This window comes from Salinirubrum litoreum (assembly GCF_020567425.1).
Taxonomy (GTDB): domain Archaea; phylum Halobacteriota; class Halobacteria; order Halobacteriales; family Haloferacaceae; genus Salinirubrum; species Salinirubrum litoreum.
Map to the genome: position 1 here is coordinate 280,651 of NZ_JAJCVJ010000001.1, position 12,529 is coordinate 293,179.

Below are 12,529 nucleotides of genomic sequence, written 5' to 3' on the forward strand. Positions count from 1 at the left end.
GGTGAGTGAAGGGTGATCGGTTGACCGGCGACGGTCCGACTGTACGTGCCGGATATTGGTGCCGTGGGGTTATAGGGCCTACTCTTTGATTCGCGGGTCACGGGTTCGTAAACTGTCGTCTCTACGGCGACGGAACGGTAGCACACCGCACGGCGTGTGACGCTACGTTCGAGCGCGATCCCCGGTGTTCGCGGCCTCACTCGCCCGTCAGCGTCGTCTCGAGTTCGCCGCGCTCGTCCAGTTCCGCGAGGACGTCGCTCCCGCCGACGAACTCGCCGTCGACGTAGGTCTGCGGGATGGTCTCCCAGCCACTGTGGTCGTTCAGCGCGGCGCGGTACTCCTCTAAGGCTTCGAGCGTGTCGACCGTCTCGAACTCCTCCTGATACTGGCTCACGAGTTCGAGCGCGCGCTTCGAGTAGCCACACTGCGGCATCAGTCGGTTGCCCTTGATGAACAGCACCACGTCGTTGTCCGCGATGGCGCTGTCCACGCGGTCGGTCACTTCCTCCTGTGAGAGATCGCTTCCGGGCTGGAACGTCATGGCTCCCAGTAGGCAGTCGCCACGCAAATGGGTTGCGACGGCGGGTCCGAGTGCGACCACCGACAGTGCCGGTGGCACCGCCGCGCTCACTCGTTGCCGACGCGGACGACCGTGATGAGCGAGTAGACCGGGACTCCCTCGATCTCCTCGACGCCCTGCTTGTCCACGAGGACACCGCAGGCGACCGGGTTCCCGCCCTGTTCTTTGACCGCCTGGACCGTCTCGGTCATCGTCGTCCCACTCGTGATCGTGTCGTCCACGATGTAACAGTCGCGGCCGCGAATCTGCGCGAAGTTCCGCGAGAAACTCCCGCCGAGGTCCTCGATGTCGCCCTCCTCCCACTGGTGCTTGCGGGGCGCGTACGTGCCCAGATCGGTGTCGAGATCCTTCGCGACCACGGTCGCCAGCGGCGCGCCGGCCTTCTCGATCCCGATGGAGAGGTCCACCTCGTCGCCCTCCTTCGAGAGCAGATCGGCGAGCGCCTGCCCGGCGTAGGTGAGTCGCGCGCTGTCCCGGCCGATGGCGTTCCAGTCGACGTGGATGTCGTGTGGCCCGCCGGCCGGTTCGTCGCCCGTGACCGCCGGGGCGGTGCTGGACGCGCCACTGCGCTCGACCAGCCAACTCGCCGTCTCGCGGGAGACGTTCAGTTCGTCTGCGATCTCGCCTTTCGACAGGCCGCGCTCCGCCAACTCGGCGGCGCTGGCGATCAGGTCGTCAACGTTCTTCATACTGAGCGAATTCGACGGCGGTTTTTATAATCGTGTCCCCGTCTTCGAAGGCTCGCTCGAACTCGCCGAGTCCGTAGACGCCGGTGATCAGATCGTCGAAGAACCAGTCGTCCATCTCCGCGAGGTGGTCGACTGCCGACTCGAAGTGCCGAACGTGGGAGTTGACACTGCCGACCAGCGCCTTGTTGTGCAGGACGAACTCCTTGTGGAACGCGCCGCCGTCGAACTCGAACTCCCACGGTCCCGGCACACCCAGCAGTGCGCCGACGCCGTTCGGCGCGAGGGCGTGGACCAACTGGACCGCGTGTTTGGCGTAGCCGGTCGCCTCGAAGACGAAGTCCATCGGCTCGTGGACCTCCTGGATCATGTCGACGGGCGTCTTCCGCGAGTCGACGTAGGTCGCGCCGAGTTCCTCCAGCAGGTCGACGGTCGGGTCGGGCCGGTCCCGCCGCCCGAGCATGTACAGTCGGTCGTAGTTCTCGTCGTTTCGGAGCATCGCCAGCGTCAGGAGACCGAGACTCCCGTTGCCGAGGATCAACGCCGTCTCGGGGTCCCACGTGAACGACGACCGGGACGCCTCCGCGAGTTCCATGGCCTTCTCCGTGATGGACAGTGGTTCGACGAGGAAGCCCAGGTCGGCCATCTCAGCCGGAATCGGGACGAGGAACTCGGCCGGACTCGTGAAGTACTCGGCCATGAAGCCGTGTTCGCCGACGATGCCGCGTTCGTGGTACATCCCCGAGGGAGCCATGTCGGGTTCGCCGCGCTCGAAGTACTCGTTGCCCCCGTTCGGCGGCCGGCGAACGGTCGGGACGACGACGTCTCCGACTTCGAGAGTAGTCCCGTTCGGGTCCTCGACGACCCCGACCGCCTCGTGACCTAAGACGAGGTGGTCGTCGTCCTCGGGGAAGCCGCCGTGACCGCCTTCGATGACCTCGTGGTCGGTCCCGTCGACCCCGACGCGGAGGGTCTTGACGAGTGCTTCACCCTCGGCCGGTTCGGGACGTGGTTTCTCGATCACGTCCAGCGACCGGTCGTCCTGACTGACTGCGATGGCTTTCATATCCGAGGCTTGGACCCCAGCCACCAAAAGATTTATTCTATCGTGAGTAAACTGTCTACGTGTCGGTGGGTGCCCGGATACGTCGGACTTACCAGCCCACGACGTGTCCGTACCGCGACGATGTCCAGCCAGCCACGTCGGCACTCACCGCACCCGTGCCACTTTCCGTACCTCGACCCCTCGCCGTCCGTCCACTTCCTCGTCGCACGACTGACCGTCCAGCCACGTAATTTTCGCCAGTAGCTTCTTGAATCGTCTCCGTGTAGCTCCGTGTGACGACCACGCGGCGTCGACCACCCATGACCCACACCGCCGTCCTCCCGGACCACGCGCCCGACACCTCGGTCACCGACCTCGACGACCCCGAAGTCGGCGACGGTGACCGACTGACCGGGCCACCGACCCACGCCGACGAGGCATTCCCCCAGTCTGTCGCCAGCGGTGGCCCCACCCACGACGGCGTGATTCTCTGGACCCGCGTTTCGCCCGACCGGCACGACCCGGACACGCCGCTGCTGGTGACCGTCGCCCGCGAAGACGACACGGACTTCTCCGACCCGGTCGTGACCGGTCGTCTCCCGGGCGACCTGCTCGAGTCCGTCTACGACCACACCGTCCGACTCGACCTCGTGGGTCACCTCGACCCCGACACCGCGTACCGCTACCGCTTCGCGTACGACGAGGCACGGAGCCGCGTCGGCCACTGCCGGACGCTCCCCGACCCGACCGCCTCGCCCGAGTCGATCCGACTCGCGGTCGTCTCCTGTCAGGACTACGTCCACGGCTACTTCGGGGCGTTCACCCACGTCGCAAGCGAGGACGTCGACTTCCTCGTCCACCTCGGGGACTTCATCTACGAGGCCACCGACGACCGCTTCGCGGGGCGCGGGAGTCCGACCCCGCCCGACCGACAGTTCGAACTCCCCTCCGGCGAACCGGTGGCTCACTCGCTCGCCGACTTCCGGACCTGCCACCGGACCTACCGCAGCGACCGCGCCCTCCAGCACGCACTGGAGGCACACACCCTGATCGCCGGGTGGGACGACCACGGCGTCGCCAACAACCGCTACTGGGACCACGACCACGGTGTACCAGTCCTGCCGGACCACCCGAAGGGTGACGACGGCGACTTCGCGACCCAGTTGACCGCAGACGGCATCAGAGCGTGGTACGAGTACACGCCCGCACGAGTCGAGTACCACCCGGAGACCGACCACCTGCACGAGCAGTTCCGACTCTACCGTCGGATCAGGTTCGGCGACCTCGCCGAGTTCGCGCTGACCGACGAGCGCTTCTACCGCGACGGCCCGCCCGAGGGAGCCATCAGCCCCCTCAGTATCACCATCGGACTCAGACGGGCGACGGACCCCGACCGTTCGATGCTCGGTGACCGACAGTTCGACTGGTTCGCCGACTGGCTTCGCGGTCGCGGGAGCACCGCCCAGTGGACGGTGTGGCTGAACGCGGTGCTGTCGGCACCGATGCGGGTCGGCGTCGGCCCACTGACCGCCTACCCCAAACAGGACGCGTGGGACGGCTTCGCGCACGAACGCGACGAGATCGTCCGGATCGCCGACGGAGCGGCCGAGAACTTCGTCACGATCACCGGCGACATGCACACCTTCCTCGCGCTCCGGCAGGGACTCCGCCACCCGGGGCCGGTCGGGAATCTGCTGGACCGGCTGCGCGGGACGGAGTCGGACCCCGTCGGCGTCGAACTGATGACGCCGGCGGTGTCGAGCGTCAACCTCGCGGAGGCCGTCGGCGTCGAGGAGGGACTCGCGGCCAGCATCACGCGCCCGTTGTTCTCGGGCCTGCTCCGGGCGATGAACCCACACTGGCGCTTCGTCGACGGCCACCACTGGGGCTACACGACAGTCACGTTCGACCGGGAGGGCTGTCGCTGGGACGCCTACGCCGTCGACAAGACGGTCCGCGACCCCGACCGCCGACGCCTGCGGTCGTTCCGGACTCCGACCGGGACGACCAGACTGGAGAGAGTCGACTGACCGGGTGTCTCGGACGGGACGGTCGGGCGGCGACCGGTCGCCGCGACTACAACAGTGACTCGATGTACTGGCCGACGTGGTTCTCCATCCGGCGTTTGAACCCGGCCTGCCGCGCCAGCCGATCCAACTCCCGCGAGACGTAACTGCCGTACTGCACCGCCTTCTTGTCGGCACCGGCGACCGACTCGGGCACTACACCCTCGCCGGCGGCCCGGAGCGCCACTTTCCGCGTCCCGTCGGAGACCAGCGCCTCACCCGGCAGGTCGAGTGCGGCGTCGACGACACGGTCGTGGAGGAGCGGCGCGACCGGTTCGACCCCGGCGTGCCGGAGTGCCAGCACGTCGCGGGGCAACTGCTCGGCGAGCGTGCCGATCATCTCGTGGGTCGCACCCCGGACCGTCTCCGCCTCGACGCGAGGGTCGTCGGCCGCCTCTGCGACCTTCGCGTAGCCGCCGAACAGTTCGTCCGCACCCTGTCCGACCGCGAGGCGGTCGTAGCCGTCTGCGGCGACCGCTTCTGCGAGCAGGTAGAGCGGGAGGACGATGTTCACGTCCATCGGGTTCCGGCGACCGGTGGCGTGAACCACCTCGGGGACCGCCCGTTCCAGCGCCTCGTGGGTGAGTTCGACGACCCGAAGCTCCCGACCCATCGCGTCGGCGGCCGCCTCTGCGGCCGCGATGTCGTGACAGCCGGGGAAGCCGACGACGTAGCAGGGCGCGTCCGGCACGCCGCTCGCCACGAGTGCCGAGTCGATCCCGCCGGAGAAGGCGACCGCCAGTCTCTCGGCGTCGACCTCTCGAACCGATTCCAGGACGGCCGCCTCGACGCGCGCGACCGACTCGTCGTACTCGCCCGGATCGCGGTCCGGGAGCGTCCAGACCGACTCGGTGCGGTCGAGCGGTGCGTCACCGACTGTGTCGGTCTCGGAGTCGTCGCCGTCCAGTCGTAGCGTGTGCCCCGCAGGTAGCAGCGTCGGCTCGATCAGGTCCTCGGGATCGTAACTCCACGCCGGACGGTCGGAGTCCGGCGAGAACGTGTCGAAGAAGATCGGCTGACGCCCGAGCACGTCCCGGACGAGTCGCCCGTCGAGTTCGCCCGCGAAGCCGGCCGTGCCGGGGAGTGGATCGGCGGTCGAGAGCGCATCGCGGACGACCGCCGGGTCGGCACCGCGCATCACAGCAGATCGGCGAGGCCGCGCACGATTCGCCGTCTCGCCCCGCCGGCGGCCTGTCTGAAGCTGATCGTCCACGGCGTCCGGCGGCCCTCGACGCTGGTCCGGCCGTCCGCGATGGCCGCCAGGATCGCCTCGACGGACGCCTCGTCGGCGTCGACGTGGGTGACCGCCTGTCCGACCATCTCGCTGATGTGCGCGTCACTGCCGGCGGTCATCGGCAGGTTCCGGCGCTCGGCGAAGCGTTCTGCCTGTCGGTTCGCCCGGCCGGTCAGGAGTCGAGAGTTGTAGACCTCGATGGCGTCGGCGCTGGCGAGTTGGTCCCGGGTGATCTTGTGGGCGACGCCGTGGCGCGACTTCTGGAAGGGATGGGGAATCACGGCGATACCGCCCTGTTCGTGGATGCGGTCGAGGGTGTCGTCGAAGGAGAGGCCGGCCGGCACGAGTTCGTCGATGCCGAACGCGAGGACGTGACCGGCGGCGGTCGTCACCTCCATGCCGGGGATGCCGACCAACCCGTACTCCGGGGCGAGTTCGGCCGCCTCCAGACTGGCGTCGATCTCGTCGTGGTCCGTGACGGCGACGGCGTCGAGACCGACGGCCGCCGCCTGCGAGAGGAGGAGATCGATCGGATCTCGGCCGTCGTAGGACAACGCCGAGTGTGTGTGTAGCTCGACCGATAACACGGTTCCTGGTAGTCAGCGTCGGTAGAAAAGCCCCCCGGTTCGGTCGCTTCGCGCGGCCGGTGTGGCTGTCGTCGGCTCCTCGGGACCTCAGGTCGAGCGCAGGTTCGGCAGGAGAATCGCCGCCGTGACGATCACCGTGAGCACTACCGCGACCGCGTACACCGCGATCAGGTGGAACTCCCCGCCGGTGAGCGTCTCGCGGACGGCCTCGTCTGTGAAGACCGCGACCACACCCAGCCCTGCCAACACGAGTCCGAGGATCGCCCAGATTCGTCCTTCCATCGGTCCGTCTGTGACACGACGGCTGTGTAAAGAGGTATCGAATTCCCTCAACAGCACGGCCTCGGCCCGCGGTGAAATGCACGTACATGCATATCGAAAGGCATTACCCCCCGCAGTCTGACCACGGAACTGAATGAGCCTCCCGGAGCAGGACCACAGTCTCGTCGTCGCGGAACTCGGGCGCGACCCGACACCGGCCGAGTCCGCGCTGTTCGAGAACCTCTGGAGCGAGCACTGCGCGTACCGGTCGTCCCGCCCACTCCTCTCGGCGTTCGACAGCGAGGGCGAACAGGTCGTCGTCGGTCCCGGCGACGACGCGGCGGTCGTCAGGGTGCCGGAGCACGCGGCCACCGGAACAGAAGCGTCCGACACCTACCTCACGTTCGGCATCGAGAGCCACAACCATCCCTCCTACGTCGACCCCTTCGACGGCGCGGCCACCGGCGTCGGCGGTATCGTCCGCGACACGCTGTCGATGGGCGCGTACCCGATCGCACTGCTGGACTCGCTCTACTTCGGCGACTTCGGCGACGAACACGCCCGCTACCTGTTCGAGGGCGTCGTCGAGGGGATCAGCCACTACGGGAACTGTATCGGTGTGCCGACGGTCGGCGGATCGGTCGCCTTCCACGACGACTACGAGGGGAACCCCTTGGTCAACGTCGCGTGTGTCGGTCTCCTCTCCCCGGACCGCCTCGTCACGGCCGAGGCACAGCGGGCGGGCAACAAACTCGTCCTCGTCGGCAACGCGACTGGTCGAGACGGTCTCGGCGGGGCCTCCTTCGCCAGCGAGGACCTGGCGGAGGACGCCGAGACCGAGGACCGCCCGGCGGTGCAGGTCGGCGACCCCTACACGGAGAAACTGCTGATCGAGGCCAACGAGCAACTCGTCGACGAGGGACTGATCCAGTCGGCCCGCGACCTCGGTGCGGCCGGTCTCGGCGGTGCGTCGGCGGAGTTGGTGGCCAAGGGTGGCTTCGGTGCGGAGATAGACCTCGATCGCGTCCACCAGCGCGAACCGAACATGAACGCCCTCGAGATCCTGCTCGCCGAGTCACAGGAGCGGATGTGCTACGAGGTGCGACCCGAGGACGTGGACAGGGTCGCTGCTATCGCGGAGCGGTTCGACCTCGGCTGTTCGGTCATCGGCGAGGTGACGGAGGGGAACTACGTCTGCACGTTCGCGGGAGAGCGCGCGAACGGCGAGGAGTCCGACGTTGACCGCGAGGTCGTCGTCGACGTGCCGGCCGCGTTCCTCGGGGACGGTGCGCCGATGAACGATCTGGACTCGGTCGCACCCCAACAGCCAGCACGGGACTACCCCGCGCCGGCCAGCGAGGGACTGGCAGCGTCGCTCCGGTCGGTGATCGCCGACCCCTCGACCGCCAGCAAGCGGTGGGTCTACCGACAGTACGACCACGAGGTCGGCACGCGCACGTCGGTCCTGCCGGGCGACGACGCGGCCGTGCTGGCGCTTCGAGAGACCGAGCGCGACGGCGACAGCGAGACCGGCACCGGTCTCGCACTCTCCTCGGGCGCGGAACCGAACTGGACCAGTGTCGCTCCCTTCGAGGGTGCCCGTGCGATCGCACTGGAGAACGCGACGAACCTCGCCGTGAAGGGTGCCACACCGCTCGCGGCGGTGGACTGTCTGAACGGCGGGAACCCCGAGAACCCCGAGGTGTACGGCGGGTTCGAGGGGATCGTCGACGGACTGGCCGAGATGTGTCGGACGCTCTCGGTGCCGGTCGTCGGCGGGAACGTCTCGCTGTACAACGACTCGGTCGCCGGGCCGATCCCCCCGACGCCCACGCTGGCGATGCTCGGGACGAAGGCGGGCTACGACGCGCCGCCGGCCGAACTGTCCGGCGAGGGCGAGTTGCTCCTCGTCGGTGGCGTGGAACCGGGAGCGGTCTCCGAGGACGCGCCGGAGGACGCGTCGCCGCACGCGCTCGGCGGGTCGGTCTACCTCTCGCAGGTCGGCGGCACGGACCGGTTCCCGGCGCTTCCTGCCGACCCCGCACCCTTCGTCGAGGTGCTGTCGACGGTGGCGGACGCCGAGACGACGCTGGCGACTCACGACGTGAGCCACGGTGGACTGGCGGTCACGCTCGCCGAGATGGTCGGCGAGGCCGGCGCGTCGGTCTCGGTGGCCGACGAGCGGGCGCTGTTCTCGGAGGCACCGGGGCGGGCCGTGATCGAGACGACCGACCCCGAGGCAGTCCGCGACGCCTTCTCCGGCGTCGCGCCGGTCCGGTCGCTCGGGACTGCCGACGACTCCGGGACGGTGACGATCTCGGTCGACGACCCGGTCGTGGACGTGTCGCTGGACGCCGACGAGATCGCGGCCCTGCGGGCGACGATCACGGACGCACTCGACTGAGGTTTTAGGTCACGGAGTCCGAATCCTCGGGCATGGTCTCCCGAGAGAACAAGATCATCCTGGGCTGTATGCTCGCCGGGATCGTCTTCGCACGTGGGGTAGAGATGCTGACGGGGAACTTCGATCTCGCCTTCGGGACCCTGTTGACCGTGGCCGTGTTGGTCCCGATCGGCGTGAACGAGTACTTCACCCGGCGACAGATGGGTTCGTGAGTCGGGGCGAGTCCTACTCGCCGGAGGGACCGACAGTCTCGAGTGCTGCCTCGAAGTGGGCCGGTGTCAGCAGGACCTCGTCGCCGCGCTGGTTCGCCTCGCTCGCGTCGTACTTCTCGGCGACCTCGCGGATCGCGTGCATCGCCGCCTCACGACACACTGCGGCCACGTCCGCGCCGGAGTAGCCCTCGGTCCGACTCGCCAACTCGTCCAGATCGACCTCCTCCGAGACCGGCTTCCCGCGCGTGTGGACCGCGAAGATGGCACGCCGTGCCGCCTCGTCCGGTGCCGGGACGAGGACGTGCGACTCCAGGCGACCGGGCCGCAGTAGCGCCGGATCGAGCGCGTCCTTCCGGTTCGTCGCCGCCAGCACCACGAGGTTCGGGTTGTCCGCCAGTCCGTCTAACTCGGCGAGCAACTGCGAGACCACGCGGTCCGTGACGCCCGAGTCGCCCGAGACGCCGTCCCGGTCGGTCGCCACCGCGTCGATCTCGTCGAAGAAGACGATCGCCGGGGCGGCCTGCCGCGCACGCTCGAACACCTCTCGAACCGCCTTCTCCGACTCGCCGACGTACCGGTCGAGCAGTTCCGGGCCCGCGACGCGGATGAAGTTCACGCCCGACTCGTGGGCGATGGCCCGTGCGAGCAGTGTCTTGCCGGTGCCGGGCGGCCCGTGGAGCAGAACACCCGAGGGCGGGTCGGTGTTGGCCGCCTCGAACAGCGGCCCGTAGCGCAGGGGCCACTCGACCGCCCGAGAGAGCGTCGCCTTCGCGTCGTCCAGTCCGCCGACTTCGTCGAACCCGGTCGTCGGCTTCTCGGCGACGTACTCCCGCATCGCCGACGGTTCGACGGAGGCCATCGCCGCCTCGAAGTCGGCACGCGTCACCTCCAGTTCCTCGATGGGGACGGGGGTTTCATCTCGACGCGACCGCCGGAGTGCGGTCATCGCCGCCTCTTTCGCCAGCGACTCCAGGTCGGCGCCGACGAAGCCGTGGGTCTGTTCGGACAGGCGGTCCACGTCGACGTCCTCCGCCAGCGGCATCCGCCGGGTGTGCACGTCCAGAATCTCGCGTCTGCCGGTCGCGTTCGGGACGCCGATCTCGATCTCGCGGTCGAAGCGGCCACCCCGACGCAGGGCCGGATCGAGCGTGTCTACGCGGTTCGTCGCGCCGATGACGATGACGTTCTCGCGCTCTTCGAGACCGTCCATCAGCGAGAGCAGTTGGCCCACGACCCGGTTCTCGACGTCGCCGCCGTCGTCGCGCTTCCCGCCGATGGAGTCGATCTCGTCGAAGAAGACGATGGCCGGCGCGTTCTCGCGGGCCTCCTCGAACTTCTCGCGCAACTTCTCCTCGCTTTCCCCCTTGTACTTCGACATGATCTCCGGCCCGGAGATGGTGAGGAAGTGTGCATCGACCTCGTTGGCGACCGCCTTGGCGATGAGCGTCTTCCCGGTCCCCGGCGGCCCGTACAGCAGGACGCCCTTCGGCGGTTCGACGCCGAGGCGGGTGAACACCTCCGGTTCCGAGAGCGGGAGTTCGATCATCTCCCGGACGAGTTCGAGTTCGTCGTCCAGACCGCCGATGTCCTCGTAGGTGACACCGGTCGCGGTCGTCCCCGTGCCGGAGTCCTCACCGCCGGTTACCGACTCGACGACGCGCTTTGCTCTGCTGGCACCCCCGTACTCGACGCGCACGTCGGTCCGGTCGGTGATCCGGACGGTCCCGTCGGGTTCGGTGTCGGTGACGACGAACGCGCCGCCGCCGAGTCGCTCGATACGGACCTGCTCTCCCTGGTGGACCGGACGGTCCCGGAGGTCGCGTTTCACGGCGTCTTCGACCGTATCGCGGCTCTGCGACCGCAGGCTGTCGGGTGCGGAGACGGTGACGCTCTCGGCGTCGGTCACCGACAACTGGGCGATGCGGACGCTGTCGCCGACCTTCACGCCGGCGTTGGCGCGGGTGTCGGCGTCGATCTGGACGACGCCGTCGGGGGTGCCGGCCCCGGCGGGCCACACCTTGGCGACGGTTCTGCGTTGGCCGTCGACGACGACCGTGTCGCCGGAGAGGACGCCGAGTCTGCGGCGGACCGATTCGGGGAGGCGGGCGATGCCACGGCCGGCGTCGCGCTTCTCTGCGGCGCGGACCGTGAGTTCGATGCCCTCGCTGTCGCTCATGGCCACTGCTTGGCGTGCCCCCGTCTTATCGGTTCTCACGTGATCGCGCGCCAGCGATCACCACTACCTCGGCTATCGACTCTCGGTCGCCGACACCGGGGCAACGGTTTTGTTCGACGCTGTGAGAGTGGACTGTATGGTCGCAACGACCCAGCGGGACGGTGCGACGTGGTACGAGTGTGAGAAGTGCGGGCTGTTGTTCGACGACGAGAGCGACGCAGAGGCACACGAGGCTCGCTGCGATCCGGACGAACCGTCCTACATCCAGTAGTCGCGTCCCTGGCGAGCGACCGGGCTCTGTCGCTCACTCGTGGTCGGCGAGCAGTCGGTCGGCGTGGGCCTTCGAGGTCGCGGTCTCCCACCTGACCTGGTCGGCCCGACCGTAGGCGAGCGCCTCTTTCAGTTCGTCTCGGAGGACGCCGACCCCCCGATCCACCACGTCGCCGTCGGTACCGAGTTCGTAGTAGCCGTAGCGTTCGGGTGCCTGCCCGACGGTCCCCCGGTCGAGGTCGCGCCAGCGTTTCCGGAGTGTCATTCCGCGTCGGTCGGGTCGGCGCTGTCCCCGGCCGTCGTCTCGTCGACGACGAACTCGTAGCTGTCTTCGCCCCAGTCGTCTTCTACGAAGCAGAAGACCCGGCCGCGAGCGACCTCGGGGTCGGCTTCGATCTCACAGCGTTGACCGCCGGTCCGGTGGACGGTCACGCCGGGGAACACCTCCTCGGTCTCCTCTTTGCCGAGGATGATCCGTCCGACGCCGGTCGATTCGAGGATGTCGTCGTGGGTTTTCAGGTCGTTGACGTACAGCATGACGCCCTCGGTCTCGGTCGGGTCGGTGACGAGGATGTGCACCTCCTTGCCCGGTTGGGTCGTCAGCGTCCCCGAGACGGCCTGCGGGACGCCGCGATAGAAGGTCGTCCGGCCGTCGAGATACTCCACTTCGACGCCGCCCTCCTGCAGTTCGACGCCGAGGGTGCTCGGGGCGATGTCGCTGCGCGCGCTCATACCACCGAGTTGGCCGCGCCGGGTGAAAAGGGTCGTGTATTCTCCGGCGGGCGTGGGGCGGTCGGACCCCGGTCTCGTGCAGTACTCCCCTCACCTCCCCGACTGCTGACGACGCGGCCTCCGGCAGGTCCTCACGGTGTTCGGACACTGCTCGGTTCCGGTCGCCAGCAGATCGCGTCCGCTGGGGGTCCGGTCGCTCGGAGTCACGAGTCGGCCAGTCTCGCCGTCTGCTCCCACACACGTTCAGCAACTTACGGAAACACGGGCCGGAGACAC

Annotated in this window: 13 protein-coding genes; 4 read left to right on the top strand and 9 right to left on the bottom strand. The window is 68.3% G+C overall.

The genetic code is table 11. The features are described 5' to 3' along the window. Nucleotides 1–196 precede the first annotated feature (196 nt). From LI337_RS01320 to LI337_RS01330, 3 genes are all read right to left on the bottom strand, one after another. A complete protein-coding gene (locus LI337_RS01320; protein WP_227227910.1) occupies nucleotides 197–541 on the bottom strand; it encodes a glutaredoxin family protein in 345 nt (114 codons plus the stop codon). A gap of 86 nt (nucleotides 542–627) precedes the next feature. Next, the gene (gfcR, locus tag LI337_RS01325) at nucleotides 628–1,269 is read right to left on the bottom strand and encodes a transcriptional regulator GfcR (RefSeq protein ID WP_227227911.1); all 642 of its coding nucleotides are present in this window, start codon (nucleotides 1,267–1,269) and stop codon (nucleotides 628–630) included. Further along, nucleotides 1,256–2,332, bottom strand: coding sequence for a glucose 1-dehydrogenase (locus LI337_RS01330; RefSeq protein ID WP_227227912.1), 1,077 nt, complete (start codon nucleotides 2,330–2,332; stop codon nucleotides 1,256–1,258). The genes gfcR and LI337_RS01330 overlap by 14 nt, the downstream gene beginning before the upstream one ends. A gap of 299 nt (nucleotides 2,333–2,631) precedes the next feature. Here LI337_RS01330 and LI337_RS01335 point away from each other — a divergent pair, with 299 nt between their 5' ends. Beyond that, entirely contained in the window at nucleotides 2,632–4,341 is a 1,710-nt protein-coding gene (locus tag LI337_RS01335; RefSeq protein WP_227227913.1) for an alkaline phosphatase D family protein, read from the top strand. 46 nt (nucleotides 4,342–4,387) lie between these two features. Here the strand turns inward: LI337_RS01335 and LI337_RS01340 are convergent, their stop codons facing one another. From LI337_RS01340 to LI337_RS01350, 3 genes are all read right to left on the bottom strand, one after another. Further along, nucleotides 4,388–5,515 (bottom strand): asparagine synthase C-terminal domain-containing protein, encoded by a 1,128-nt coding sequence (locus LI337_RS01340; RefSeq protein WP_227227914.1) that lies wholly within the window; start codon nucleotides 5,513–5,515, stop codon nucleotides 4,388–4,390. Then, nucleotides 5,515–6,198 (bottom strand): PHP domain-containing protein, encoded by a 684-nt coding sequence (locus LI337_RS01345; RefSeq protein ID WP_227227915.1) that lies wholly within the window; start codon nucleotides 6,196–6,198, stop codon nucleotides 5,515–5,517. Before LI337_RS01345 ends, LI337_RS01340 begins: the two co-directional genes overlap by 1 nt. An 87-nt stretch (nucleotides 6,199–6,285) precedes the next feature. Next, complete coding sequence (locus LI337_RS01350) at nucleotides 6,286–6,480, bottom strand: hypothetical protein (RefSeq protein WP_227227916.1); 195 nt, start codon at nucleotides 6,478–6,480, stop codon at nucleotides 6,286–6,288. A 133-nt stretch (nucleotides 6,481–6,613) separates the two neighbouring features. Here LI337_RS01350 and purL point away from each other — a divergent pair, with 133 nt between their 5' ends. Both purL and LI337_RS01360 read left to right on the top strand, forming a co-directional pair. Beyond that, a complete protein-coding gene (gene purL / locus LI337_RS01355; protein WP_227227917.1) occupies nucleotides 6,614–8,863 on the top strand; it encodes a phosphoribosylformylglycinamidine synthase subunit PurL in 2,250 nt (749 codons plus the stop codon). Nucleotides 8,864–8,895: 32 nt separating this feature from the next. After that, on the top strand, nucleotides 8,896–9,075 hold the full coding sequence (locus LI337_RS01360; RefSeq protein WP_227227918.1) for a DUF7987 family protein: 180 nt from the start codon (nucleotides 8,896–8,898) through the stop codon (nucleotides 9,073–9,075). Between the two features lie 13 nt (nucleotides 9,076–9,088). Here LI337_RS01360 and LI337_RS01365 read toward each other — a convergent pair whose 3' ends face one another. Next, nucleotides 9,089–11,251 carry a CDC48 family AAA ATPase gene (locus LI337_RS01365; RefSeq protein ID WP_227227919.1) on the bottom strand — a complete coding sequence of 721 codons (2,163 nt, stop codon included), beginning with the start codon at nucleotides 11,249–11,251 and terminating at the stop codon, nucleotides 9,089–9,091. A 136-nt stretch (nucleotides 11,252–11,387) separates the two neighbouring features. Between LI337_RS01365 and LI337_RS19815 the strand changes: the two genes are divergently transcribed. Then, a complete protein-coding gene (locus LI337_RS19815; RefSeq protein WP_264474833.1) occupies nucleotides 11,388–11,522 on the top strand; it encodes a DUF7128 family protein in 135 nt (44 codons plus the stop codon). A gap of 33 nt (nucleotides 11,523–11,555) precedes the next feature. On the opposite strand, the gene LI337_RS01370 is transcribed toward LI337_RS19815, so the two are convergent. Continuing rightward, the gene (locus LI337_RS01370; protein WP_227227920.1) at nucleotides 11,556–11,786 is read right to left on the bottom strand and encodes a DUF7508 domain-containing protein; all 231 of its coding nucleotides are present in this window, start codon (nucleotides 11,784–11,786) and stop codon (nucleotides 11,556–11,558) included. Next, nucleotides 11,783–12,253 carry a DUF5796 family protein gene (locus LI337_RS01375; protein ID WP_227227921.1) on the bottom strand — a complete coding sequence of 157 codons (471 nt, stop codon included), beginning with the start codon at nucleotides 12,251–12,253 and terminating at the stop codon, nucleotides 11,783–11,785. Before LI337_RS01375 ends, LI337_RS01370 begins: the two co-directional genes overlap by 4 nt. Nucleotides 12,254–12,529 lie beyond the last annotated feature (276 nt).

Coding starts and splice junctions, on each gene's coding strand:
- LI337_RS01340 (WP_227227914.1), bottom strand. CDS start 5,515: ATGCGCGGTGCCGACCCGGCGGTCGTCCGCGATGCGCTCTCGACCGCC.
- LI337_RS01350 (WP_227227916.1), bottom strand. CDS start 6,480: ATGGAAGGACGAATCTGGGCGATCCTCGGACTCGTGTTGGCAGGGCTG.
- LI337_RS01375 (WP_227227921.1), bottom strand. CDS start 12,253: ATGAGCGCGCGCAGCGACATCGCCCCGAGCACCCTCGGCGTCGAACTG.
- LI337_RS01320 (WP_227227910.1), bottom strand. CDS start 541: ATGACGTTCCAGCCCGGAAGCGATCTCTCACAGGAGGAAGTGACCGAC.
- LI337_RS01370 (WP_227227920.1), bottom strand. CDS start 11,786: ATGACACTCCGGAAACGCTGGCGCGACCTCGACCGGGGGACCGTCGGG.
- gfcR (WP_227227911.1), bottom strand. CDS start 1,269: ATGAAGAACGTTGACGACCTGATCGCCAGCGCCGCCGAGTTGGCGGAG.
- LI337_RS01360 (WP_227227918.1), top strand. CDS start 8,896: ATGGTCTCCCGAGAGAACAAGATCATCCTGGGCTGTATGCTCGCCGGG.
- LI337_RS01335 (WP_227227913.1), top strand. CDS start 2,632: ATGACCCACACCGCCGTCCTCCCGGACCACGCGCCCGACACCTCGGTC.
- LI337_RS01330 (WP_227227912.1), bottom strand. CDS start 2,332: ATGAAAGCCATCGCAGTCAGTCAGGACGACCGGTCGCTGGACGTGATC.
- LI337_RS19815 (WP_264474833.1), top strand. CDS start 11,388: ATGGTCGCAACGACCCAGCGGGACGGTGCGACGTGGTACGAGTGTGAG.
- purL (WP_227227917.1), top strand. CDS start 6,614: ATGAGCCTCCCGGAGCAGGACCACAGTCTCGTCGTCGCGGAACTCGGG.
- LI337_RS01365 (WP_227227919.1), bottom strand. CDS start 11,251: ATGAGCGACAGCGAGGGCATCGAACTCACGGTCCGCGCCGCAGAGAAG.